The sequence below is a fragment of the Allobosea sp. P4_H5 genome (genome assembly GCF_056400825.1).
Genome location: NZ_JBFUKM010000005.1, coordinates 277142 through 298018, shown reverse-complemented (window position 1 = coordinate 298018; position 20877 = coordinate 277142). Strand labels below are relative to the sequence as shown.

General features: G+C 66.4%; 22 protein-coding genes. 7 read left to right on the top strand and 15 right to left on the bottom strand.

Annotated features, from left to right (window positions below; genetic code table 11):
- Positions 1 to 152: 152 nt before the first annotated feature.
- From AC1DS0_RS12755 to AC1DS0_RS12745, 3 genes are all read left to right on the top strand, one after another.
- Positions 153 to 1154, top strand: coding sequence for a DUF808 domain-containing protein (locus tag AC1DS0_RS12755; protein WP_476814707.1), 1002 nt, complete (start codon positions 153 to 155; stop codon positions 1152 to 1154).
- Positions 1155 to 1258: 104 nt separating this feature from the next.
- A complete protein-coding gene (locus tag AC1DS0_RS12750; RefSeq protein WP_476814706.1) occupies positions 1259 to 2197 on the top strand; it encodes an AEC family transporter in 939 nt (312 codons plus the stop codon).
- A gap of 21 nt (positions 2198 to 2218) precedes the next feature.
- Positions 2219 to 3316, top strand: a complete 1098-nt coding sequence (locus AC1DS0_RS12745; protein WP_476814705.1) for an NADH:flavin oxidoreductase/NADH oxidase — start codon at positions 2219 to 2221, stop codon at positions 3314 to 3316.
- 95 nt (positions 3317 to 3411) lie between these two features.
- Here AC1DS0_RS12745 and AC1DS0_RS12740 read toward each other — a convergent pair whose 3' ends face one another.
- The 6 genes from AC1DS0_RS12740 to epmA all read right to left on the bottom strand — a co-directional run bounded on the left by AC1DS0_RS12740 (position 3412) and on the right by epmA (position 7715).
- Entirely contained in the window at positions 3412 to 3720 is a 309-nt protein-coding gene (locus AC1DS0_RS12740) for a DUF1330 domain-containing protein (RefSeq protein WP_476814704.1), read from the bottom strand.
- 2 nt (positions 3721 to 3722) lie between these two features.
- Positions 3723 to 4010 carry a DUF1330 domain-containing protein gene (locus AC1DS0_RS12735; protein WP_476814703.1) on the bottom strand — a complete coding sequence of 96 codons (288 nt, stop codon included), beginning with the start codon at positions 4008 to 4010 and terminating at the stop codon, positions 3723 to 3725.
- A 36-nt stretch (positions 4011 to 4046) separates the two neighbouring features.
- A complete protein-coding gene (gene pyrF / locus AC1DS0_RS12730; RefSeq protein ID WP_476814702.1) occupies positions 4047 to 4754 on the bottom strand; it encodes an orotidine-5'-phosphate decarboxylase in 708 nt (235 codons plus the stop codon).
- Positions 4755 to 4874: 120 nt separating this feature from the next.
- On the bottom strand, positions 4875 to 5549 hold the full coding sequence (locus AC1DS0_RS12725; protein WP_476814701.1) for a DsbA family oxidoreductase: 675 nt from the start codon (positions 5547 to 5549) through the stop codon (positions 4875 to 4877).
- A 40-nt stretch (positions 5550 to 5589) separates the two neighbouring features.
- Positions 5590 to 6654, bottom strand: a complete 1065-nt coding sequence (locus tag AC1DS0_RS12720) for a lysine-2,3-aminomutase-like protein (protein WP_476814700.1) — start codon at positions 6652 to 6654, stop codon at positions 5590 to 5592.
- Positions 6651 to 7715, bottom strand: a complete 1065-nt coding sequence (gene epmA / locus AC1DS0_RS12715) for an EF-P lysine aminoacylase EpmA (RefSeq protein WP_476814699.1) — start codon at positions 7713 to 7715, stop codon at positions 6651 to 6653. Before epmA ends, AC1DS0_RS12720 begins: the two co-directional genes overlap by 4 nt.
- Positions 7716 to 7847: 132 nt before the next feature.
- Between epmA and efp the strand changes: the two genes are divergently transcribed.
- Together efp and AC1DS0_RS12705 are read left to right on the top strand one after the other, a co-directional pair.
- Positions 7848 to 8417, top strand: coding sequence for an elongation factor P (gene efp / locus AC1DS0_RS12710; RefSeq protein ID WP_152016579.1), 570 nt, complete (start codon positions 7848 to 7850; stop codon positions 8415 to 8417).
- A gap of 196 nt (positions 8418 to 8613) precedes the next feature.
- Positions 8614 to 9132: a DUF1993 domain-containing protein gene (locus tag AC1DS0_RS12705; protein WP_476814698.1), complete on the top strand. Its 519-nt coding sequence runs from the start codon at positions 8614 to 8616 to the stop codon at positions 9130 to 9132.
- A gap of 133 nt (positions 9133 to 9265) precedes the next feature.
- Here the strand turns inward: AC1DS0_RS12705 and AC1DS0_RS12700 are convergent, their stop codons facing one another.
- Both AC1DS0_RS12700 and AC1DS0_RS12695 read right to left on the bottom strand, forming a co-directional pair.
- A complete protein-coding gene (locus AC1DS0_RS12700; protein ID WP_476814697.1) occupies positions 9266 to 10720 on the bottom strand; it encodes a phospholipase D-like domain-containing protein in 1455 nt (484 codons plus the stop codon).
- 360 nt (positions 10721 to 11080) lie between these two features.
- Positions 11081 to 11746 (bottom strand): MBL fold metallo-hydrolase, encoded by a 666-nt coding sequence (locus tag AC1DS0_RS12695; protein WP_476814696.1) that lies wholly within the window; start codon positions 11744 to 11746, stop codon positions 11081 to 11083.
- A gap of 250 nt (positions 11747 to 11996) precedes the next feature.
- Between AC1DS0_RS12695 and AC1DS0_RS12690 the strand changes: the two genes are divergently transcribed.
- Together AC1DS0_RS12690 and AC1DS0_RS12685 are read left to right on the top strand one after the other, a co-directional pair.
- Positions 11997 to 12857: an AraC family transcriptional regulator gene (locus AC1DS0_RS12690; protein WP_476814695.1), complete on the top strand. Its 861-nt coding sequence runs from the start codon at positions 11997 to 11999 to the stop codon at positions 12855 to 12857.
- Positions 12854 to 13828 (top strand): alpha/beta hydrolase family protein, encoded by a 975-nt coding sequence (locus tag AC1DS0_RS12685; protein ID WP_476814694.1) that lies wholly within the window; start codon positions 12854 to 12856, stop codon positions 13826 to 13828. Before AC1DS0_RS12690 ends, AC1DS0_RS12685 begins: the two co-directional genes overlap by 4 nt.
- Here the strand turns inward: AC1DS0_RS12685 and AC1DS0_RS12680 are convergent, their stop codons facing one another.
- From AC1DS0_RS12680 to AC1DS0_RS12650, 7 genes are all read right to left on the bottom strand, one after another.
- A complete protein-coding gene (locus AC1DS0_RS12680) occupies positions 13829 to 14161 on the bottom strand; it encodes a hypothetical protein (protein ID WP_476814693.1) in 333 nt (110 codons plus the stop codon).
- Positions 14158 to 15774 carry a fumarate hydratase gene (locus AC1DS0_RS12675; protein WP_476814692.1) on the bottom strand — a complete coding sequence of 539 codons (1617 nt, stop codon included), beginning with the start codon at positions 15772 to 15774 and terminating at the stop codon, positions 14158 to 14160. The genes AC1DS0_RS12680 and AC1DS0_RS12675 overlap by 4 nt, the downstream gene beginning before the upstream one ends.
- A 279-nt stretch (positions 15775 to 16053) precedes the next feature.
- Positions 16054 to 16515, bottom strand: coding sequence for a PTS IIA-like nitrogen regulatory protein PtsN (ptsN, locus tag AC1DS0_RS12670; RefSeq protein WP_152016572.1), 462 nt, complete (start codon positions 16513 to 16515; stop codon positions 16054 to 16056).
- Between the two features lie 84 nt (positions 16516 to 16599).
- Positions 16600 to 17187 carry a ribosome hibernation-promoting factor, HPF/YfiA family gene (hpf, locus tag AC1DS0_RS12665; RefSeq protein ID WP_129156085.1) on the bottom strand — a complete coding sequence of 196 codons (588 nt, stop codon included), beginning with the start codon at positions 17185 to 17187 and terminating at the stop codon, positions 16600 to 16602.
- A gap of 188 nt (positions 17188 to 17375) precedes the next feature.
- On the bottom strand, positions 17376 to 18908 hold the full coding sequence (gene rpoN / locus AC1DS0_RS12660; RefSeq protein WP_476814691.1) for an RNA polymerase factor sigma-54: 1533 nt from the start codon (positions 18906 to 18908) through the stop codon (positions 17376 to 17378).
- Positions 18909 to 19068: 160 nt separating this feature from the next.
- Positions 19069 to 19965, bottom strand: coding sequence for an LPS export ABC transporter ATP-binding protein (gene lptB / locus AC1DS0_RS12655; RefSeq protein ID WP_476814831.1), 897 nt, complete (start codon positions 19963 to 19965; stop codon positions 19069 to 19071).
- Positions 19966 to 20190: 225 nt separating this feature from the next.
- Positions 20191 to 20841 (bottom strand): LptA/OstA family protein, encoded by a 651-nt coding sequence (locus AC1DS0_RS12650; protein WP_476814690.1) that lies wholly within the window; start codon positions 20839 to 20841, stop codon positions 20191 to 20193.
- Positions 20842 to 20877 lie beyond the last annotated feature (36 nt).

The window sequence follows — 20877 nt, the reverse complement described above, 5'->3', positions numbered from 1 at the left end:
GTTCCATGCATAAAGCGACTCCAAAACGCTCCGGAGTCAAGTCCGCATCCGCTTCCGCTTGCCTGCGGGCGGCTCGCTGCTGTCATATCGCGGCAAACCGGATCGCCTATCAGCCCCGCGCCGCAAGCCCGCGGCCTCGCCTGGAGACCGCCATGAGTTCGGGACTGTTCGCCCTTCTCGACGACGTCGCCGCCCTGGCCAAGGTCGCAGCGGCCGCGCTCGACGATGCCGCGGCGCAGGCGACCAAGGCCGGCGCCAAGGCAGCCGGTATCGTCATCGACGACGCAGCGGTGACTCCGCGCTACGCGGTCGGCTTCGCGGCTGAGCGCGAATTGCCGATCATCTGGAAGATCGCGCTCGGCTCGCTGAAGAACAAGCTGCTCTTCCTCTTGCCGGCGGCGTTGGTGCTCAGCCTCGTCGCGCCCTGGGCGATCACCCCGCTACTGATGGCAGGCGGCGCCTATCTCTGCTTCGAGGGCTTCGAGAAGGTCTACGAGCTCGTCGTACCGCACGCGCATCACGACGAGGCCGCCGGCGAGGGCGGCACCGATATCCTCGACGCAAAGCAGCTCGAGGACCAGAAGATCGCCGGCGCGATCAAGACCGACTTCATCCTCTCGGCCGAGATCATGGCGATCACGCTCGCCGGGGTCACCGCCTCATCCTTCTGGATGCAGGCGCTGGTGCTGGCCGTGGTCGGCCTCGGCATGACCGTGCTGGTCTATGGCGTCGTCGCCCTGATCGTGAAGGCGGACGATGCCGGCGTCGCCCTGGCGCGCAGCAGTATCCTCCCGATCCGGCTCCTCGGGCGCGGCCTCGTCACCGGCATGCCGCCCTTCCTCAAGGTGCTGAGCGCGGTCGGCACGGCGGCGATGCTCTGGGTCGGCGGCGGCATCATCATCCATGGCCTCGCCGGCTATGGGCTCGCCGGGATCGAGCATGCCATTCATACTGTTGCCGTCGCGGTCGGAGGCGCCTGGCCGGCGCTCACGGGTCCGCTCGAATGGCTGACCACGGCGGCCGCCTCCGCGGTGTTCGGACTCGTCATCGGCGGGCTCTGCCTCGTCGGGATGCATTTCGTCGTCGAGCCGGTGCTGAAGGCGCGGCGCGGCAGCGGCACGAAGACTGCCGCCGCGGAGGCGAAGCGGCATTGAGCGCTGCCCAAGCGCAGGCCCCATGCGTCTGCGGCAGCCGCGCACATTGCTGAAATCTGCTAGCGCGACTGGACAAGCCCGTCGCGCGGGCGACCGGTCCGTTCATGCTGCAATTCCTCGCCACCAGTACGCCCTTCTTCGCCGTGATCGCGCTCGGCGCCTTCACCGCCTGGCGCGGCATGTTCGCGGCCGACACGGTCAGGGTGTTCAACACCTTCGCCTTCATGGTGGCGACGCCGGCAATGGTGCTGCGGGTGATGTCGCGCCAGCCGATCGCGGAGCTGTGGAACGGCGTCTTCTTCGCGGCACTGGCGCTGATCGGGGTCGCGGTGCTCGCGCTCGCGATCCTGTTGCAGCGGCTCCTGCTCGGCCTGCCCTTCACCAACGCCGTGTCGCGAGGCCAGGCGCTGGTCGGCGGCAATTTCGCCTTTCTCGGCATTCCGCTGATGCTCGCCTTCCTCGGCGACAGCGCCGCGGCGCCGATCGCGATCGGCCTGATCTGCGACACCGCCCTGATCGTGCCGCTCTCGATCGGGCTGATCGAGGCCGGGCGCGGCCAGGGCTCGCCGCTTGCGATTGCGCTCAGGCTCGTGCGCGGCACGATCGTCAACCCGTTCATGCTCTCGATCATGGCCGGGATCGCGCTGTCGCTGAGTGGGATCGCGCTGCCGGAGCCGGTCGACCGTTTCCTGCTCTTCCTCGGTGCCTCGGCCGCCCCTGTCGGCGTCTTCGCGCTGGGGATCGCCGCCTTCCAGTGGAGCCGCCAGGGCAGACTGCCTCTGCGCGGCGTCCTGCCGCTCGTCGTCGGCAAGCTCGTTCTGCACCCCTTGCTGACCTGGGTGGTGCTGGCGCTAGTCCTGAAGCTCGACCCGTTCTGGGTCCAGGCCGGCGTGCTCTATGCGGCGCTGCCGATAGCGGCCAATGTCTTCGTCATTTCCGAACGCTTCGACACCGGCAGCCGCCCGATCGCGGCTGCGATCGTGATCTCGACCGTAGCTGCAGCCCTCACCTTTCCCCTCGCGATCTGGCTGATCTCGCCCTGAATCGCCTGCACGGAGATGCCCATGCCAAGCCAGCTCTTCCAGCCCTTCGACCTCGGCGGCCTGCACCTGTCGAACCGGATCGTGATCGCGCCGATGTGCCAGTATTCGGCCGAGGAGGGCTCGGCGACCGACTGGCACCTGATCCATCTCGGCAATCTCGCTTTGTCGGGTGCGGGTCTCCTGATCATCGAGGCGACTGCGGTCGAGCCGGAGGGACGGATCAGCCCGGACGATCTAGGCCTGTGGAGCGATGCGAACGAAGCCGCGCTTGCGCGCGTGCTCGACGGGATCCGGCGCCATTCCGACATGCCTGTTGGCATCCAGCTCGGCCATGCCGGCCGCAAGGCTTCGGTCCATTCGCCCTGGACCGGCGGCGGACAGCGTCCGCTCGAGGATCGCGGCTGGCAGACGCTCGCTCCCTCGGCCTTGCCGATGCAGGCCAAGGACCGGCCGCCGCTGCCGCTCGATGCAGCCGGGCTGAAGCGGATCCGCGAGGCCTTCGTCGCAACGGCACGTCGGGCCGTGCGGCTCGGCCTGCAGGCGATCGAGCTGCATTGCGCCCATGGCTATCTGCTGCACCAGTTCCTGTCGCCGCTCGCCAACCAGCGCGACGATGCCTATGGCGGCTCGCTGGAGAACCGCATGCGCTTCCCGCTCGAGGTCTTCGACGCGGTGCGCGAGGCGGTGCCGGCTGCGATCCCGGTCGGCGTGCGCGTCTCCGGCACGGACTGGGTCGAGGGCGGCTGGGACATCGCGCAGACCATCGCCTTCTGCGAGGCGCTGAAGGCGCGTGGCGTCAGCTTCATCCATGTCTCCAGCGGCGGCGTCTCGGCCGCGCAGAAGATCGCGCTGTCGCCGGGATATCAGGTGCCGCTGGCCCGGGCGGTGAAGGCGGCGACGGGCGTGCCGACCATCGCAGTCGGCCTGATCACCGATTACGAGCACGCCGAGGCGGTGGTCGCCGGCGGCGATGCCGACATGGTCGCCCTGGCGCGCGGCATCCTCTACGAACCGCGCTGGCCCTGGCATGCCGCCGCTCATCTCGGCGCCAGCGTCAAGGCGCCGAAGCAGTATCTGCGCTCGCAGCCGAACCGGTTCCGGACGCTGTTCGAGAGCTGAGCGATCAACTCAACGCATGTCATCCCGGACAAGCGGCGAAGCCGCGCCGATCCGGGATGACATGAAGAAAGATTTGAAGAGTGAGAGAGCCGGGCTCAATCGCCCGGCTGCGCGCCCTCATAGCCCTCGATGATGACGAGATCGACCGGGCCGACCTTGGCGAGATGCTGCACCGCCGCCTGATATTCCGGCGAGTCGTAGCAGGCGCGTGCCGTCTCGATGTCCTTGAACTCGATGACGACGTTGTGCTTGCGGCCCTCGCCGCGGGCGAGCTTGTACTCGCCGCCGCGGACGATGAACTTGGCGCCGTATTTGGCGAAGGCGATGGCGTTGAGCGAGCGGTAGGTGGCGTATTCCGACTCGTTCTGCACGTCGACGCGGGCGATCCAGTAGCCTTTCGCCATGCTCACGCCCCTTCGACCGCAATCAGGTCGATCTCGCCGGCACCCTCGCGCAGCTTGCGTGCCTCGCCATACTCGACCGAGAACAGATAGGCCTTGGCCGCCGCGTAATCGGGGAATTCGAGGACGACGTTGCGAGACCGTCCCTCGCCCTCGCCGACCGACATCTGGCCGCCGCGCACCAGGGGGATGCCGCCATATTGCTTGATCACCTCGGAGGCTTTCGCGGCATAGACCGCCCATTGCGTCGCATTGGTCACCTTGGCGCGACCGATCACATATCCCTTGGGCATTTGCCGTATCCGTATCCGGTGGAAAGGAGGCGGAGCCTAAGCGGCTCCGGCGATCTCGTCCATGACCGCAGCCGCCGCTGCACGCGGGTCAGCCGCGCGGATGATGGGACGCCCGACGACGAGATGGTCGGCGCCGGCGCGGATCGCCTCGGCCGGTGTGAGCGTGCGCTTCTGGTCGCCGACAGCGCTGCCGGCCGGGCGGATGCCGGGCGTGACGATCACCATGTCCGGGCCGATGACGCCACGCACGATCTCGGTCTCGGCGGCGGAGCAGACGATGCCGTCGACGCCGGCGGTACGGGCCTGCTGGGCGCGCATGCGCACGAGATCGCGCACCGCGAGGCCGTAGCCGGCATCCTTCAGGTCGCCATCGTCATAGGAGGTCAAGGCGGTGACGGCGAGCAGCTTCAGCGCCGCCTCGCCGCGCCCTTCGACCGCGCCCCGCATGGTCTGCGGATAGGCGTGCACGGTAAGGAAGGTGACGCCGAGCTTGGTCAGCGATTCCACGCCCTCGGTGACGGTATTGCCGATATCGTGCAGCTTGAGATCGAGGAAGACCTTCTTGCCCTCGGTCACCAGCTGGCGGGCGAGGTCGAGCCCGCCAGCGAAGGCGAGCCGATAGCCGATCTTGTAAAAGCTCGCGCCGTCGCCGAGCGTCGAGACGATGCGATAGGCATCCCAGACCGTCGGCACGTCGAGCGCGACGATCATGCGGTCCCGGAGATCGTTGATCTTCTGCGTCATCGCCCTGCCCTCCGCCTGTTACCGGGTGAAAGGCACGATTCGAGTGCCGGCGCAAGGATTTCTCATTTTTGAGACGGATCTATTTTTCCACCCGGTAGCGAAGACGCCCTGTGGAACGCGTCACTCATCCTCGTCACTAGGCTTCGCCGCCAGCACCTGCGCGAACACTTGCGTCCAGACCTCCGGCGGTTGGGCACCGGAGACGGCGAGCTTGCCGTCGACGATGAAGAAGGGCACGCCGGTGACGCCGACCTTCTGGGCATGCGCCTCGAGCCCGATAATGGTCTCGCGCAATTCGTCATTGACGAGCTCTTCACGCGCCGCCTGTTCGTCGAAGCCCTGCTCGCCGGCGATCGCCACCAACGTTTCGAGGTCGCCGATGTCGCGCCCGTCCTGCCAATAGGCCTTGAACAATGCCGCGGTCATCTCGCCGCCGCGTTGCACGGTCGCGGCTGCGGCGACCAGCATATGGGCCATGCGGGTGTTGACGCTCTTCGTCACCTTCGTCCAGTTGAAGGTGACGCCGCTCTCCAGCGCCGCCTCGGACAGGCGCAGTTCGATCTCGCGGCGCTTGCCCGAGCCGAACTTGCCGTCGAGATAGGCGGTGCGGTCCATGCCCTCGGCCGGCATCTCCGGATTGAGCTCATAGGGCAGCCAGGTGATGGCGACGCGCTCGCTGAGATTGTGATTGGCGAGCGCGGTCTCGAGCCGGGTCTTGCCGATGAAGCACCAGGGGCAAGCGATGTCGGAGACGATCGCGAGCGGCATCTTGTCGGGGGCGGAGGGGGTCAGCATGGCCTTTTCATCCTTCGCGGAACGCCGCGGCGGGGCTGCGTCAGACCGGCGGATAGGCATGGAGGCCGCCATTGCGGTCCTCCGCGAAGCCTCGCGCGCCGGGCGTCTCGCAGCCCGAAAGAAAGGCGGGCCCGACCGGAATCTTGCCGGCGCCACCTGGGATGTCGAGGATATAGGTCGGCTGGCACAGGCCGGAAAGGTTGCCGCGCAGGCTTTTGACGAGCGCCTGCCCCTCCGCCAGCGAGAGCCGGAAATGCGAGGTGCCCGGCGCGAGGTCTGGATGGTGCAGGTAATACGGCTTGACCCGGTTCTCGACGAAGGCGCGCATCAGCGCCGACAAGGTCTCGACATCGGCGTTGACGCCCTTGAGCAGCACGCTCTGGCTGACGAGGACATGGCCGGCGTCGGCGAGGCGCGCCAGCGCAGCCTTCGCTTCAGCCGTGAACTCGCGCGGATGGTTGGCGTGGACGGCGATATAGCTCGCCTTGCCCTGGATGCGCAGCGCGCGGGCATAATCCTCGGTGATACGCTCGGGCTGGACCATCGGCACGCGTGTATGCCAGCGCGCCACCTTGATGTGAGGGATCGCGGCAAGGCGCTTCGCCACCTCGCGCACCCGCCTGCATGAGAGGATCAACGGGTCGCCGCCGGTCATGATCACCTCCCAGATTTCCGGCCGGGAGGTCAGATAAGCGAGCGCGGCATCGAGCTTGTCGCCGGTCAGCGCATCGCCACCGGGGCCGACCATCTCGCGGCGGAAGCAGAAGCGGCAATAGACCGGGCAGGCATGGACCAGCTTGAGCAAGGCCCGGTCCGGATAACGATGGACGACGCCCTCGACCGGCGAATGCGCCTCGTCGCCGATCGGATCGGCGAGTTCTTCGGGCAGGGTCGTCAGTTCGGCAGCGGCGGGAATGAACTGGCGGCCGATCGGGTCGGCTTCGTCGGCGGGATCGATCAGCGCCGCAATCGCCGGCGTCACCGAGACGGCATAGCGCCGGGCGACCTCGGCCAGTGCCTGCCGTTGTTCAGGCGCGACGAGACCACGCTCGACGAGGGCGTCGACCGTTTTCAGCGGCTGGCCGGGCAGCTGGTGGATCGTCATCGCCCTCCCCTGCCCGGTTCCGCGACCGGCGTCCAGAGCACATCCTCGATCCGGCGCGCGCCGGTGGCGAGCATGACCAGCCGGTCGAAGCCGAGCGCGATGCCCGAGGCCTGCGGCATCGCCGCGAGCGCGGCGAGGAAGTCCTCGTCGATCGGATAGCGCTCGCCATAGATGCGCTGCTTCTCGTCCATGTCCGCCTCGAAGCGCCGGCGCTGCTCGGCCGGATCGGTCAACTCGCCAAAGGCATTGGCGAGCTCGACGCCGCAGGCATAGAGCTCGAAACGCTCGGCGACGCGCGGATCGCCGGGCTTGGGCCGGGCCAAAGCCGCTTCCGAGATCGGGTATTCGCACAGGATGGTGGCACGGCCGCGGCCGAGCTCAGGCTCGACTTTCTCGGACAATACGCGGCTGAAGATGTCGGACCAGCTGTCGTCCTCCGCGAGGCGAATGCCGGCGCCGTGTGCCTGCACAGCCAGCGCCGCGCGATCGGCCCTGCCATCGTCCGCGATCGTCGCCATGAGGTCGACGCCGGCATGGCGGCCGAAGGCATCGTGCAAGGTGAGGCGCTCGGGCTCGGCGAAGGGATCGACCTCGCTACCGCGCCAGCGCAGCATCGCGACGTCGGCAGCCCGCGCCGCCTCGGCAAGCAGCGCCGCGCAATCCCGCATCAGCGCCTCACAGTCCTCTCCGGCGCGATACCACTCCAGCATGGTGAACTCTGGATGGTGCAGCGCCGTGCGCTCGCGATTGCGGAAGACGCGCGCGAAATCGAAGATGCGCGGCTCGCCCGCCGCCAGCAGCTTCTTGGCGGCAAATTCCGGCGAGGTATGGAGATAATAGGGGTGGCCGGTGCCGGCATCGTCGATCAGCATGGTCGAAAAGCCGTGCAGATGCGTCTCGTTCCCCGGTGAAAGCTGCAGGATCGCGGCCTCGACCTCGATGAAGTCGCGGGCTTCGAACCAGCGCCGCAGCGCCGCCTTGATCCGCGCCCGCGCCAGTAGCGCGGGACGCCGATCAGCATGGATGTCGGGCCGCCAGAAGGGCGGGAGCGTCAGGCTCATCACATCTCTCTACGGCGAAAGCCGTGCAAACCGGCCTGCGCGCTTCCGTTTACGTCCCGAATGCGGTAGTGGCGCGGCACAGGAATTCGCATAGCGCGCGAACGCAGCCCGCGCCAGCCAGGGAAAATCCACGTGGTCAAGGTCATCGCCTCCTCCGTCCGCAAGGGCAACGTCCTCGAGCTCGACGGGCATCTCTGCACCGTCATCTCGGCCGAGAGCTTCTTTCCGGGCAAGGGCACGCCGACGACGCAGATCGACATGCGCCGCATCTCCGACGGCGTGAAGATGACCCAGCGCTACAAGACGACCGAGCAGGTCGAGCGCGCCTATGTCGAGGATCGCGACTTCACCTATCTCTATCAGGACGGCGAGCAGTACGTCTTCATGAACCCCGAGACCTACGACCAGATCCCGGTCGACGGCGGCGTCGTCGGCGACATGGCGCCCTATCTCCAGGAAGGCATGAAGGTCTCGCTCTCGGTGTTCGAGGACCGGGCCGTCGCGATCGAGCTGCCGCAGCGCGTCACCTGCGAGGTCGCCGAGACCGAGCCGGTGACCAAGGGCCAGACCGCCTCGTCCTCCTACAAGCCGGCGATCCTGACCAATGGCGTGCGCACCGCCGTGCCACCCCATATCGGCCCGGGCACCCGCATCGTGGTGATGACCGCCGACGGCTCCTATGTCGAGCGCGCCAAGGACTGACGTCTTCTGCCGCTGACATCGGCGGGGAAAGGCTTATATCGGCAGACGCAGCGGGCCCTTTCCGGGCCCGTTTTCGTGTCTAGACCATGTCCGCATTTCTCCGAATTGCGGACATGGTCTAGCTCTTTGTTTTGTCGCATTTTCTTCACGCGAACTGGTGTCCACTTCGCTCGAAAATGCTCCAGAGGATCAGCTCATGCCGCTTTCCGCCTACGCCGCCGTCTTCCCGGGTTTCATCCAGACCCTGAAGGCGCTCGACGCGATCCTCGACAAGGCAGGCGCTGAGGCGTCCGAGCGCAAGATCCAGCCGGAGGTGCTGCTGTCGAGCCGGCTCGCCCCCGACATGCTGTCCTTCACCCGGCAGGTCCAGCTCATGTCCGATTTCGCCAAGAACGCCGCGGCGCGGGTGAGCGGAGCGGAGAACCCGCGCTTTCCCGACGAGGAGAAGAGCTTCGAGGAGCTGAAGGCACGGATCGCCAGGACACTCGACTTCATCGCCTCGGTCGACAGGGCGGCGCTCGATGCCGGGCTCGACAGGGACGTGACCTTCCCGCGCGGCCCCTCGGCGACCGTGACGATGAAGGGTGCCGACTACCTCACCCGCTTCGCTTTGCCGAACTTCTATTTCCACGCCACGACGGCCTACGACATCCTGCGCGAGAACGGCTTCCAGATCGGCAAGCAGGACTTCCTGAAGGGCGTGTTCGACGCCTGAGCCGCGACACCGTCATGCTCGCCCTTGTGGCGAGCATCCACGCCTTGAACACTGCGCTGCCTGGGGGAAGACGTGGATGGTCGGGACAAGCCCGACCATGACGACAAGGGCCTGCCCCACATAGCCGTCCGCCTCACAAATAAGGCGAGCAGAGCCAGAGCATCCGGTCGAGCAGGCGCAAAGGGAAGGGCCGTGCGCGCAGCTCCTTCAGCGTGACCGGGCGCGCGCTTGCGATCGCGGCATCGATGCGCTCCTCGATGCCGCGGGCGAAGCCTTCGTCGAGGACTTCGAGATCGATCTCGAAATTCAGTCTGAGCGAGCGCGCATCGAGGTTGGACGAGCCGACATAGGCCCAGGTGCCGTCGATCGCGAGCAGCTTGGAATGGTCGAAGGAGCCGGTAGCGCGCCAGATCCGGCAACCATCCTTCAGCACCTGGTCGAACTGCGCCCGCATGGCGCGATCGACCAGGACGAGGTTGTTGACATCCGGCACGACGATGTCGATGGCGACGCCCCGCCGCGCCGCGGTGACCAGCGCGCTGATCAGCTCGCGATCCGGCAGGAAGTAGGGCGACATGATCCGGATCGACTCGCGCGCCACCGAGAAGGCGCCGATCAGCAGCTTGTGGTTGGTCTCCAGGCTCGCATCCGGTCCCGAGGCGACGGCGCGCATCAGGACGGTAGGGCCGCGCGCTGCGACTTGCGGCGTAACCGTCCACGTGTCGCCGGCCAGTTCCTCGCCCGAAGCAAAGCGCCAATCCTCGGCCGCGACGCCGAACAGGTCCTCGACGACCGGTCCCTCGATGCGGAAATGCGTGTCGTGCCCGGCTGCATCGCCGGCAAACTCGGTGGTGAAGCCCTGGCGGATGTTCATGCCGCCGGCGAAGGCGATGCGCCCGTCGACGATCAGCAGCTTGCGGTGCGTGCGCAGGTTCGCATAGGGCAGCCTGAGGCCGATGATGATGTTGCCGTTGAAGACGTCGACCGGCACGCCGCCCTTCTGCAGGTAGCCGACGATGCTCGGCACCGAATAGCGCGCGCCGACGGCATCGATCAGCACGCGCACCGCGACGCCGCGCTCATGGGCCGCGATCAGCGTGTCGGCGACGCGCAGGCCGAGCGGATCGCGGTCGAAGATATAGGTTTCGAGAATGATCGAGCGGTCGGCCGCCGCGATCGCCGCGATCATCGCGGCATAGGCCTCGTCACCGGTCCTGAGCACGGTGATGGCATTGCCGGTCTTGAGATGGCGGCGGGTCGCCTTGTCGCCGAGCGTCTTCAGCGCGGCGAAGCGGCGCCCGACATCGCCGGCGACCTCGGCATCGGAGACCTCGAATGTCTGCGCCAGCGGAAAGGCCAGCTTCTGCCGGCGCTGCGAGACGATCGAGGCGCGGCGGATGCGGTTGATGCCGCCGACCGCATAGATCAGCGGCCCGATGATCGGCGAGAGCACGATGACGCCGACCCAGCCGATGGCGGCGCGGACCTCGTCCTTGGTCATCGCGGCATGGCTGGCCGCGACGACCGTCAGCGCCAGCGAGACGACGCCAAGGATATGAGGCCAATAAGCCGAGAGAATCTCCCACATGGCCGCGACTATCGCATGGGCAGCGAAACCGGCAACGCGGTCAGGCGCCTAAACACGTGGCCCACTTTCATGGACCTGCCCCTTGCAATGACGGGATTGCAGTCCCATATCGGGATCACGGCAATGTCGAGGGCGTTCCACCGCCCTCCGTTCCGTTGAAGACGGCCATGAACCCGAAGCCAGCGACGCCGGATGTACGCGCGCCCTTCCGGACATGGCCGTTGGCGTTTCTGCAGCCTTAACCCGCGTCATGCTCGGGCTTGACCCGAGCATCTCAGGCCGGAAGAGGCTCCAACCACCACCCTCTCGTCCAGAGATTCTCGGGTCTGCGCTTCGCTCCGCCCGAGAATGACGGCGTTCCTAGAGCGAATTCCCCTGCAGGAACGGATTGGTCTTGCGCTCCTCGCCGAGCGTGCTGGCCGGGCCGTGGCCGGGCAGGAACTGGACGTCGTCGCCGAGCGGCAGCAGCTTGCCCTTGATTCCGCCGATCAGGTCCTTGTGGTTGCCATAGGGGAAATCGGTGCGGCCGACCGAGCTGGCGAAGATCGTGTCGCCGGCGAGCAGAAAGCGCAGCTCCTTCTGGAACAGCGTGACATGGCCGGGCGTATGCCCCGGCACATGCTGCACGGAGAAGGCGATATCGCCGACCGAGACGGCGTCGCCCTCGGCAAGCCAGCGCGTCGGCGTCACCGCCTGTACACCGCGCATCTCGAACATCAGCCCCTGCTGCGGCAAGGCGTCGAGCAGGAACTTGTCGGCCTCGTGCGGGCCGATGATCGGCAGGTTCAAGACGCCGGCGAGCTCGGTCGCACCGCCGGCATGGTCGATATGGCCATGGGTCAGCCAGATCGCGACCGGGGTTACGCCGAGCTCCGTCAGCGCGCCGCGAATGCGCTCGACATCGCCGCCGGGATCGACGATCGCGGCCTCCTTGGTGCGCGTGCACCAGACGATCGAGCAGTTCTGCTGGAAAGGCGTCACCGGCACGACGGCGATGCCGAGCGGGGAGGTCATGTCGTCAGTCATTCCATCATCCCGTAGTCGTTCCAATCAAGACGCCGAAGAGCATACGCAGGGCACCTGCGCGACTGCCATACTCCAAACACCGCCTTGCCCAAACCCGTTTGGCCGGCGGGTCTTCGAAGCCAGGAGACGACGGCATTCACATCCACGAGGCGATTTGGGATGCAGGATGCGGCAACGGACCGACCCGCATCCCGGCACTTTAGCAAAAGCAGCTAAGTTTTCGGCGCAGCGATAGGGCAGGCTATCAGCCATGGTCAGCGATCGAACAGAACAGGATTATCGTGCCCGGGTGGCTCGCGTGGTCGCAGCCATCATCGCCGATCCGATGGCCGAGTTCAGCCTCGATGATCTCGCGCGCCTTGCCAATTTCTCGCCCTTCCACTTTCACCGCGTCTATGCCGGCGTCGTCGGCGAGACCGTGGCCGCCACGGTTCGCCGCGTCCGACTGGCCTTTGCGACCCGCCTTCTGACCGGCTCCCATGAAAGCATTACACAGGTGGCGCTGGCGGTCGGCTATGACAGCCCGCAAGCCTTCACACGTGCCTTTCGCGAGTTCACCGGGCAGTCACCCCGCGCATTCCGGCAACAGATGAAGCAGGCCTTCGTTGCTGCCGAAATGACGCCGCTGCTCCCGGGCGACCCAACCCTGCCGGCGGTCGCGATCGTCGAGCGACCGGCGCGGCAACTGCGTGCGCTGCGGCACGTCGGATCGTTCGCGACCATCCCCCATACGCATCGGCAGCTGCGCCTGCGCGCCGGCCCACGCGTCATCTCGGAGAAATGGGGCGCCTCATTCGGCAGTCCACAACACGCCGGCCGCTTCAGATACTACGCCGCCATCGCCTCGCCCGATCCCTGGCCAGAGAACTCGGACATCGAGACGCTGGAGATCCCCGGCGGCCGCTATGCCGTGCATCGGCTGGTCGGCCCGTACACCCGGATCAACGCCGCTGCACAGGCCATCTATACGAGATGGATGCCGGCCAGCGGCTATGAGCCGGACGACCGGCCGACGCTGGAGCACTATCTCGATACATCGTCGCGCGGGATCGCCCCCGCCGCCCTGCGCACCGATCTGTTCATCCCCATCCGCAACGCGAGCCCAACATGAATCTGCGCCGTCTCGTCTCCTGTATCGCCTTCTGCCTTGCTACCTCATCGACGCAGGCCGCCGGGTTCAAGCCCGTCGAGATTCCCGCCGAGGGAGGACTCCAGCCACTCAAGGGCGCGGTCTGGTATCCATGCAATCAGCCAGTGAGCGAGGTGCGGCTCGGCCCGTTCGTCATGTCCGTCAGCATGAATTGCCCGCTCGTTGGCGAGAAGCGCCCGCTCGTCGTGATCTCACACGGCAGAACTGGCAGCTTCCTCGGGCATCGCGACACCGCGCAGGTTCTGGCCGATGCCGGCTTCGTCGTCGTCGCGATCAATCATCCCGGCGACACCAGCCTGGACCAGAGCCGCACGCGCGAGTTCTCGGTCTTTGTCGAACGGCCGGCCGACATCAAGCGCACGATCGACTACATGCTCGGCTCATGGCCCGACGCAGCCAGGATCGATGCCGGGCGCGTCGGCTTCTTCGGCTTTTCGCGAGGCGGTTATACCGGGCTGGTGGCCATCGGCGCCAACCCTCAGTTCGGCAAGCGTCTCAGGCTCTGCGAGGGCAAAAGCGACCCACTGTGCGAGCAGATCCGAATGGGCGCGTTTCCAGAACTCAGCCATGATGCACGTATCAAGGCGGCCGTCATCGCCGATCCGCTCAGCGTCTTCTTCACGCAGGACAGCTTCAGGAATGTACGGGTGCCGGTTCAGCTCTGGGGTTCCGAGCGCGGCGGCGACGGAGTCACTCCGGCCAGTGTCGCAGACATAGCAGGTTGGCTCCCGACGAAGCCCGATTTCCACGTCGTGCCCGGCTCCCAGCATTTTTCCTTCCTGCCGCCCTGCCCGGCAGTGCTCGCCCAGTCGGCTGGCGAGCTCTGCAGCGATCAGCCCGGCTTCGACCGAGCCGCTTTCCATGCCGATTTCAACGCCAGCGTGCTCGCCTTCTTCAAGACGCAGCTCGGCCAACCGCCCGAGATCAGGTAGTCAGCGGCCCCCGCAGCGATTGGCGAGCAGCACGCGATAGTCGGCGAGCGACTGGTCCATCTGCGCGACGTTCTCCTCGCGCTGCCGGCCACTCTGGCAGGTGGCGAAGACCGAGCGCGCCTTCTGCATGAAGGCGACGTGGTCGCGCCAGGCGGCACATTGCGTCGCCTGGTCGGCAGTCGCGACCTGCTGCATCTTGTACTGGCGCTGGCGCATCGCCGCCTCGTTCTGGAACAGGTCGCGCGTGCACGTCGCCGGAACAGGGCGCGGCTGTGCCGTTGCGAGAGCAGGAGCCAGGGTCAGCAGGACGGCGATGGCAGCGCGAGCGATCATCCGAGGTTCAGCTCCTTGAAGAAGTCGTTGCCCTTGTCGTCGATGACGATGAAGGCCGGGAAGTCCTCGACCTCGATGCGCCAGACCGCCTCCATGCCGAGCTCGGGATATTCGAGCACCTCGACCTTGCGGATACAGTCCTGGGCGAGGCGCGCGGCCGGGCCGCCGATCGAACCGAGATAGAAGCCGCCATGGGCCTTGCAGGCCTCGCGGACCTGGGCCGAGCGGTTGCCCTTGGCCAGCATCACCATCGAGCCGCCGAAGGACTGGAACTGGTCGACGAAGGAATCCATCCGGCCGGCGGTGGTCGGGCCGAAGGAGCCGGAGGCGAAGCCCTCGGGCGTCTTGGCCGGGCCGGCATAATAGACCGGGTGGTTCTTCAGATAGTCCGGCATGCCCTGGCCGTTCTCCAGCCGCTCGCGGATCTTGGCATGGGCCGAGTCGCGCGCGACGATGATCGTTCCGGTCAGCGAGAGCCGGGTCTTCACCGGGTATTGCGTCAATGTGGCGAGAATCTCGCTCATCGGCCGGTTGAGGTCGACCTTGACGACATCGCCGCCGAGCTTGGCCTCGTCGATCTCCGGCAGGTACTTCGACGGATCGGTCTCCAGCGCCTCCAGGAAGATGCCGTCCCTGGTGATCTTGCCCTTGGCCTGGCGGTCGGCGGAGCAGGAGACGCCAAGGCCGATCGGCAGCGAGGCGCCGTGGCGCGGCAGGCGGATGACGCGCACGTCATGGCAGAAATACTTGCCGCCGAACTGGGCGCCGACGCCGAGCGCCTGCGTCAGCTTGTGGACCTCCTCCTCCATCTCGAGATCGCGGAAGGCGTGGCCGCTGGCGGAGCCCTTGGTCGGCAGCGCATCGAGATATTTGGTCGAGGCGAGCTTGACCGTCTTCAGGTTCTGCTCGGCCGAGGTACCGCCGATGACGATGGCAAGGTGATAGGGCGGGCAGGCGGCGGTGCCCAGCGTCAGGATCTTCTCCTTCAGGAACGCCATCATCCGGTCCTTGGTGAGGAGCGAGGGCGTCGCCTGGAAGAGGAAGGTCTTGTTGGCCGAGCCGCCGCCCTTGGCGACGAAGAGGAATTTGTAGGCATCCTCACCCTCGGCATAGATGTCGATCTGCGCCGGCAGGTTGGTCGCGGTATTCTTCTCCTCGAACATGGAGAGCGGGGCGACCTGGGAATAACGCAGATTGCGCTTGAGATAGGCGTCGTAGACGCCCTCGCCGAGCGCCGCCTCGTCGTCACCATCGGTCCAGACCTTGCGGCCCTTCTTGCCCATGATGATCGCCGTGCCGGTGTCCTGGCACATCGGAAGCACGCCGCCGGCAGCGATGCCTGCGTTCTTGAGCAGGTCATAGGCGACGAAGCGGTCGTTCGAGGTCGCCTCGGGGTCGTCGAGGATTTTTGCGAGCTGGGCGAGGTGCCCCGGACGCAGCAGATGGTTGATGTCGATGAAGGCCTGCTCGGAGAGCCGCTTGATCGCCTCGCGGGAGACGCTCAGGACCTCGCGCCCACTGAGCGTCTCGACCGTGACGCCGTCGCTGCCGAGCGAACGATAGGGCGTCTTGTCCTCGCCGAGGGGGAAGAGATCGACATGGGTATAGGCCATCGGCGGGGCTCCGCAGTTCGAAGGCGCCGCGCGCGGCGCCTCACAGCTTCGGCCGCGTCATAGCCGCTCGGGGCAAGGCCTCCAAGCCTAGATTGAGGTGGTTCCAGGGAAGCGGTCCCCTATATTGTGTTCCAATGAAACATGGGTCGTCCCGGGCGGAGCGAAGCGAAGACCCGGGACCCATTCCGGAACCTCTATCGGAAAGGCTCAGGAATGGATCCCGGATCGGCGCCGCTGCGCGGCTTGTCCGGGATGACTCGAATTGAAGAGGAAACGAACTCAGGCTGCCTTGGCGGCGGTCTCCGCCAGAATGGCGTAGATAGCGGCCGGGTCATGCGCGTGGCGCACCTGCTCCAGTACCGCCTGGTTGCGCAGCACGCGGGCGACGCGGGCCAGGGCCTTGAGATGATCTGCCCCCGCCCCCTCCGGCGCGATCAGCACGAAGATGATGTCGACCGGCTGGCCGTCCAGTGCCTCAAAATCGATCGCCTTCTCGGCGCGGGCGAACAGGCCGACGAGCCGGTCAATCCCGGCCATGCGCCCATGTGGAATGGCGATGCCGTCGCCGATGCCGGTCGAGCCAAGACGCTCGCGCTGGAGCAAGGCTTCGAACAGTTCGCGCTCGGGCAGGCCAGTCAGAACGGCGGCATGCTGCGCCAGCTCCTGAAGGGCCTGCTTCTTGGAGTTGGCGCGCAGCGGCGAGATCACCGCATCGGGCCGGAGAAGATCGGTCAGCGTCATAGGCCAATCCATGCATGTCCCGTGCCGGAGCGCGGGCGCCACCAGCATCCCGGCCGGCACCCGAACCCCATCAGCGGCGGGACTTCAAGAAAGAGAAGCCGGCGGATCGATCCAGCCGATATTGCCGTCGCGGCGGCGGTATACGACGTTCATGCGGCCATTGCCAGCATGGCGGAAGATAACCACAGGCGCGCCGGTCAGATCGAGCTCGGCGACCGCGTCGCTTACCGTCATCTGGTGCAGGGATTTGGTCGATTCCGCCACAATCACCGGGTTCTCACCAGCGTGGTCGGCCTCGTGCTCCTCGATATCCTCATCGGGAGCGGCGATCACATAGCTGGGGATTTCCAGGGCGGGCTCACGACCATTGGCGGCAGCGGCGCGATCCTTCAGCCGTCGCTTGTAGCGGCGCAAACGCTTCTCGATGCGCTCGGCCATCTTGTCGAGGCTGGCATAGGGATCATGCGCCGTGGCCGAAGCTTCGAGGGTGATGCCGGAAGAAAGATGCAGAACACCGTCGGTCTTGAAGGCGGTGCCATCCTTGCCGACGGTGACGTGGCCCTGATAGCCGCCCTCATAGTACTTGCCCAACGCTGCGGCGACCCTGGCCTCGGCCTGACCACGAAGGGCCTCGCCGACATCGAGATTCTTGCCGGAGATTCGCAAGCTCATGGAGTGCTTCCCCTTCTTGTCGCCATGGTCAGTAGCCGACCATCCTCAGGAGGTAAGAACGGCCTCATGGGGTTGTCAATGTGCGGAACGGCGCAGTTGCACGGGCGGCAGGGCAAGGTTGCGAGCATCTCATGGAACAGAAGACGATTTGTGCTGCACCGCACGCCGGGCGTGGAAGAGTTCGCCCCTCAGCGTCCCGCCAGCGCCATCGCCGCCTTCTCGCGGCGGCGCTCCATCGAGGAGGGAATGCGCAGCGATTCCCGATACTTCGCCACGGTGCGGCGAGCGATATCGATGCCGCTCTCCTTCAGCTTGGTGACGATGGCGTCATCCGAAAGCACGTCCCGTGGCGGCTCGTCGTCGATCATCTGCTTGATGCGATGCCGCACGGCCTCGGCCGAATGCGCCTCGCCATAGCCGGTCGCTGCGATCGCGGCGGAAAAGAAGTATTTCATCTCGAAGACCCCGCGCGGGCAGGCGAGGTACTTGTTCGAGGTGACGCGCGAGACCGTCGATTCGTGCATGCTGATCGCGTCGGCGACGGTCTTGAGGTTGAGCGGGCGCAGATGCTCGACACCATGGGCGAAGAAGCCGTCCTGCTGGCGCACGATCTCGCTGGCGACCTTGAGGATAGTGCGGGCGCGCTGCTCGAGCGAGCGGGTCAGCCAGTTCGCCGTCTGCAGGCATTCGGCGATGAAGGCCTTGTCCACATCGCTACGGGCCGCCTTCGTGACGCGGGCATGATAGGTCTGGTTGACCAGTACGCGCGGCAAGGTGTCGGGGTTGAGATCGACCAGCCAGGAGCCGTCCGGCGCAGCGCGGATGAAGACATCCGGTACAACCGTCTCCACCGCCGAGCCACCAAAGGCGCGCCCCGGCTTGGGGTCGAGCCGCCGGATCTCGGCGACCATGTCGGCGATGTCCTCGTCATCGACGCCGCAGATGCGCTTCAGGGCGGCAAAGTCGCGCTTGGCGAGGAGCGGCAGGTTGGCGATGAGGGCCTGCATAGCCGGATCGTAGCGGTCGCGATCGCGCAGCTGGATCGCCAGGCACTCGCCGACATCGCGGGCGGCAACACCGCTGGGATCGAAGCCCTGGACGATGGCGAGCACCTGCTCGACCCTGGCAAGATCGACGCCAAGGCGTTCAGCGATGTCGGCAAGCGGCTCGGTCAGATAGCCGGCATCATCGACGCCATCGATGATGTGGCGGCCGATCAGGCGCTCGGCCGGCGCAGTCACGGCCAGGTCGAGCTGGGCGCTGAGATGCTCGTGCAGCGAGAGCTCGCTGGTCAGCCCGCTTTCGAAGCCCTCGGGCCCCTCCTCGAACGAGCCACCAGAGCCGCCATAGGCGCCGCCGATGATCGGCAGGCTGTCGGCTCCTTGCGTCTCCAGCCGCGCTGCCTTGGGCTGCTCGTTCTGGAAGACATTGTCGAGCCCGGTGCCGAGCCGGCCCTCGATACCCTCCTGGGTGTTGAGGCTCTCGGCGCGGGCATAGGCTTCGGCATCGGCGGCTAGCGGGCTTTCGCCGGCGCCGTTGAGCGAGCCGGCATCGGGAGCCTCGTCGCCGCGCTCGAGCAGCGGATTGCGCTCCAGCTCGCCCTCGACGAAGCTCTGCAATTCGAGATGGGAGAGCTGGAGCAGCTTGATCGCCTGCAATAGCTGCGGCGTCATCACCAGGGACTGGCCCTGGCGCAGCTCCATGCGTGGCATCATCGCCATCGCGATCCCGACTCCTTAGCCTGCGGCAATTCGGCACGGTTCTTGCCTGTGGAACAGACTAACGACCGACCGTTGCCGCGTCAAAGCCCTGGACAGGCTTTTGCGCCGGGAAGTTAATGCACCGCAATATAGCCGGTGGGGCGACCGCAGGCCGGACGCCTCAGAGCCGGAAATCCTCGCCGAGATAGACGCGGCGGACATCGGCATTGGCGATGATCTCGGCCGGCGAGCCTTCGGTCAGTACCCGGCCCGAATGGATGATGTAGGCGCGATCGACCAGCCCGAGCGTCTCGCGGACATTGTGGTCGGTGATCAGCACGCCGATGCCGCGATCGGTCAATTGCCGGACCAGCTCCTGGATGTCGCCGACCGCGATCGGGTCGATGCCGGCGAAGGGCTCGTCGAGCAGGATGAAGGAAGGCCTCCCGGCGAGCGCGCGGGCGATCTCGCAGCGGCGGCGCTCGCCGCCGGAGAGCGCGATCGAGGGCGCCTTGCGCAGGCGGCTGATGTTGAATTCGTCGAGCAGCTTGTCGAGCTCGCGCTCGCGCTTCTTGCGGTTCGGCTCGACCACCTCGAGCACGGCCCGGATATTGTCCTCGACCGAGAGGCCGCGGAAGATCGAGGCCTCCTGCGGCAGATAGCCGATGCCGAGCCGGGCGCGCTGGTACATCGGCAGGTTGGTGATGTCGTTCCCTTCGAGCGAGATCACACCCAGATCGGCGCTGACCAGGCCGGTGATCATGTAGAAGATCGTGGTCTTGCCGGCGCCGTTCGGGCCGAGCAGGCCAACCGCCTCGCCATTGCGGACATAGAGCGAGGCCTCGCTCACGACATTGCGGGCGCCATAGGTCTTGCGCAGGCCGCTGACGGCGAGGATGCCGGCGCCACCAACCGCGCTCGCGATCGGGCCAGGCTGCTCGTCGTCCTCGACAGCCTGCTTGTCCTTGCCCCGGCCGAAGAGTCGGCCGAGCAGCCCCGGTGCCGCCGGCGCCTTAGCCGGCCGCGCCGGGCTGGGCTGCGCCTGCGGGCCAGCGTCGGAAGGCGGAGACGTGGATATCGTCACAGGAGGAAATTCGCGCTGCTGGCGTTCGACATGGGTCCGCTCTGGTATGCGAGGCGCGCCGAACTGGCAACGCCTTCCTGCAGCCGCCCCTGCCGAAGAGCAGGATGCGAAAAAGTGGGAACCGGTTTTCCGCTGAAATCCTGCTCTAAGCTCTTAGAACCGATCACGTTTTATGATTCAGGATCGCTTCGATCCAAAATCATCGTGATCTAGGGAAGATCAGTTGGTCGGCGAGGCGGCCGGCTTGGCGCCAGCCTTGCTGTCCTTGCCGTCCTTGTTGTCACCCGAGTTCGGCACAAAGAAGCCTTGGACGCGCCCGCTCGACGTCACGTTGGCGATGCCGGTCTGCGTGTTGTAGACGAGCTTGTCGCCGCGGGTGATGTTCGGGCCGTCGTTCAGCGCGACATTGCCGGTCATGATCACCTGATTGTTGGCGCGGTCGAAGACGGCATTGTCCGAGGTCGCGGCCTGGGTCTTCGAGACGACGGTGACCGGCCCGGTGCACTCGATGCGCTTGATCGCGCCGTCATTGGCGCCCTGCCCCTGCGCCGCAGGCTGCGCCGGCTTCGGCGTCCCACCCTGGCCCCGGCCCTCATAGAACACCGTCATCACCGAGCAGCGCACGGTCGTCTCGCCCTGCACGGCGACGACATTGCCGGAGAAGACCGCCTTATTGTCCTTGTCGAGCACGTCGAGCTTGTTCGCGTCGATCTTGATCGGCTCCTTGCTGTCGCCGCCCATCCCGCCGAAAGGCGAGCTCGAGGCGCCGCCGCGCGACTTGGCCGGCTTGGCGGCCGGCTGCTGAGCAAATGCCGCTGTCGAGAGCGCCGGAGCGACCAGAACAGCGAGAGCGAGAGCGAGAGCTTTCATCGGTGACCTGTAGCTGACCTGCATGGCTGTATGCGA

Coding starts and splice junctions, on each gene's coding strand:
- AC1DS0_RS12755 (WP_476814707.1), top strand. CDS start 153: ATGAGTTCGGGACTGTTCGCCCTTCTCGACGACGTCGCCGCCCTGGCC.
- AC1DS0_RS12750 (WP_476814706.1), top strand. CDS start 1,259: ATGCTGCAATTCCTCGCCACCAGTACGCCCTTCTTCGCCGTGATCGCG.
- AC1DS0_RS12745 (WP_476814705.1), top strand. CDS start 2,219: ATGCCAAGCCAGCTCTTCCAGCCCTTCGACCTCGGCGGCCTGCACCTG.
- AC1DS0_RS12740 (WP_476814704.1), bottom strand. CDS start 3,720: ATGGCGAAAGGCTACTGGATCGCCCGCGTCGACGTGCAGAACGAGTCG.
- AC1DS0_RS12735 (WP_476814703.1), bottom strand. CDS start 4,010: ATGCCCAAGGGATATGTGATCGGTCGCGCCAAGGTGACCAATGCGACG.
- pyrF (WP_476814702.1), bottom strand. CDS start 4,754: ATGACGCAGAAGATCAACGATCTCCGGGACCGCATGATCGTCGCGCTC.
- AC1DS0_RS12725 (WP_476814701.1), bottom strand. CDS start 5,549: ATGCTGACCCCCTCCGCCCCCGACAAGATGCCGCTCGCGATCGTCTCC.
- AC1DS0_RS12720 (WP_476814700.1), bottom strand. CDS start 6,654: ATGACGATCCACCAGCTGCCCGGCCAGCCGCTGAAAACGGTCGACGCC.
- epmA (WP_476814699.1), bottom strand. CDS start 7,715: ATGAGCCTGACGCTCCCGCCCTTCTGGCGGCCCGACATCCATGCTGAT.
- AC1DS0_RS12705 (WP_476814698.1), top strand. CDS start 8,614: ATGCCGCTTTCCGCCTACGCCGCCGTCTTCCCGGGTTTCATCCAGACC.
- AC1DS0_RS12700 (WP_476814697.1), bottom strand. CDS start 10,720: ATGTGGGAGATTCTCTCGGCTTATTGGCCTCATATCCTTGGCGTCGTC.
- AC1DS0_RS12695 (WP_476814696.1), bottom strand. CDS start 11,746: ATGACTGACGACATGACCTCCCCGCTCGGCATCGCCGTCGTGCCGGTG.
- AC1DS0_RS12690 (WP_476814695.1), top strand. CDS start 11,997: ATGGTCAGCGATCGAACAGAACAGGATTATCGTGCCCGGGTGGCTCGC.
- AC1DS0_RS12685 (WP_476814694.1), top strand. CDS start 12,854: ATGAATCTGCGCCGTCTCGTCTCCTGTATCGCCTTCTGCCTTGCTACC.
- AC1DS0_RS12680 (WP_476814693.1), bottom strand. CDS start 14,161: ATGATCGCTCGCGCTGCCATCGCCGTCCTGCTGACCCTGGCTCCTGCT.
- AC1DS0_RS12675 (WP_476814692.1), bottom strand. CDS start 15,774: ATGGCCTATACCCATGTCGATCTCTTCCCCCTCGGCGAGGACAAGACG.
- ptsN (WP_152016572.1), bottom strand. CDS start 16,515: ATGACGCTGACCGATCTTCTCCGGCCCGATGCGGTGATCTCGCCGCTG.
- hpf (WP_129156085.1), bottom strand. CDS start 17,187: ATGAGCTTGCGAATCTCCGGCAAGAATCTCGATGTCGGCGAGGCCCTT.
- rpoN (WP_476814691.1), bottom strand. CDS start 18,908: ATGGCGATGATGCCACGCATGGAGCTGCGCCAGGGCCAGTCCCTGGTG.
- AC1DS0_RS12650 (WP_476814690.1), bottom strand. CDS start 20,841: ATGAAAGCTCTCGCTCTCGCTCTCGCTGTTCTGGTCGCTCCGGCGCTC.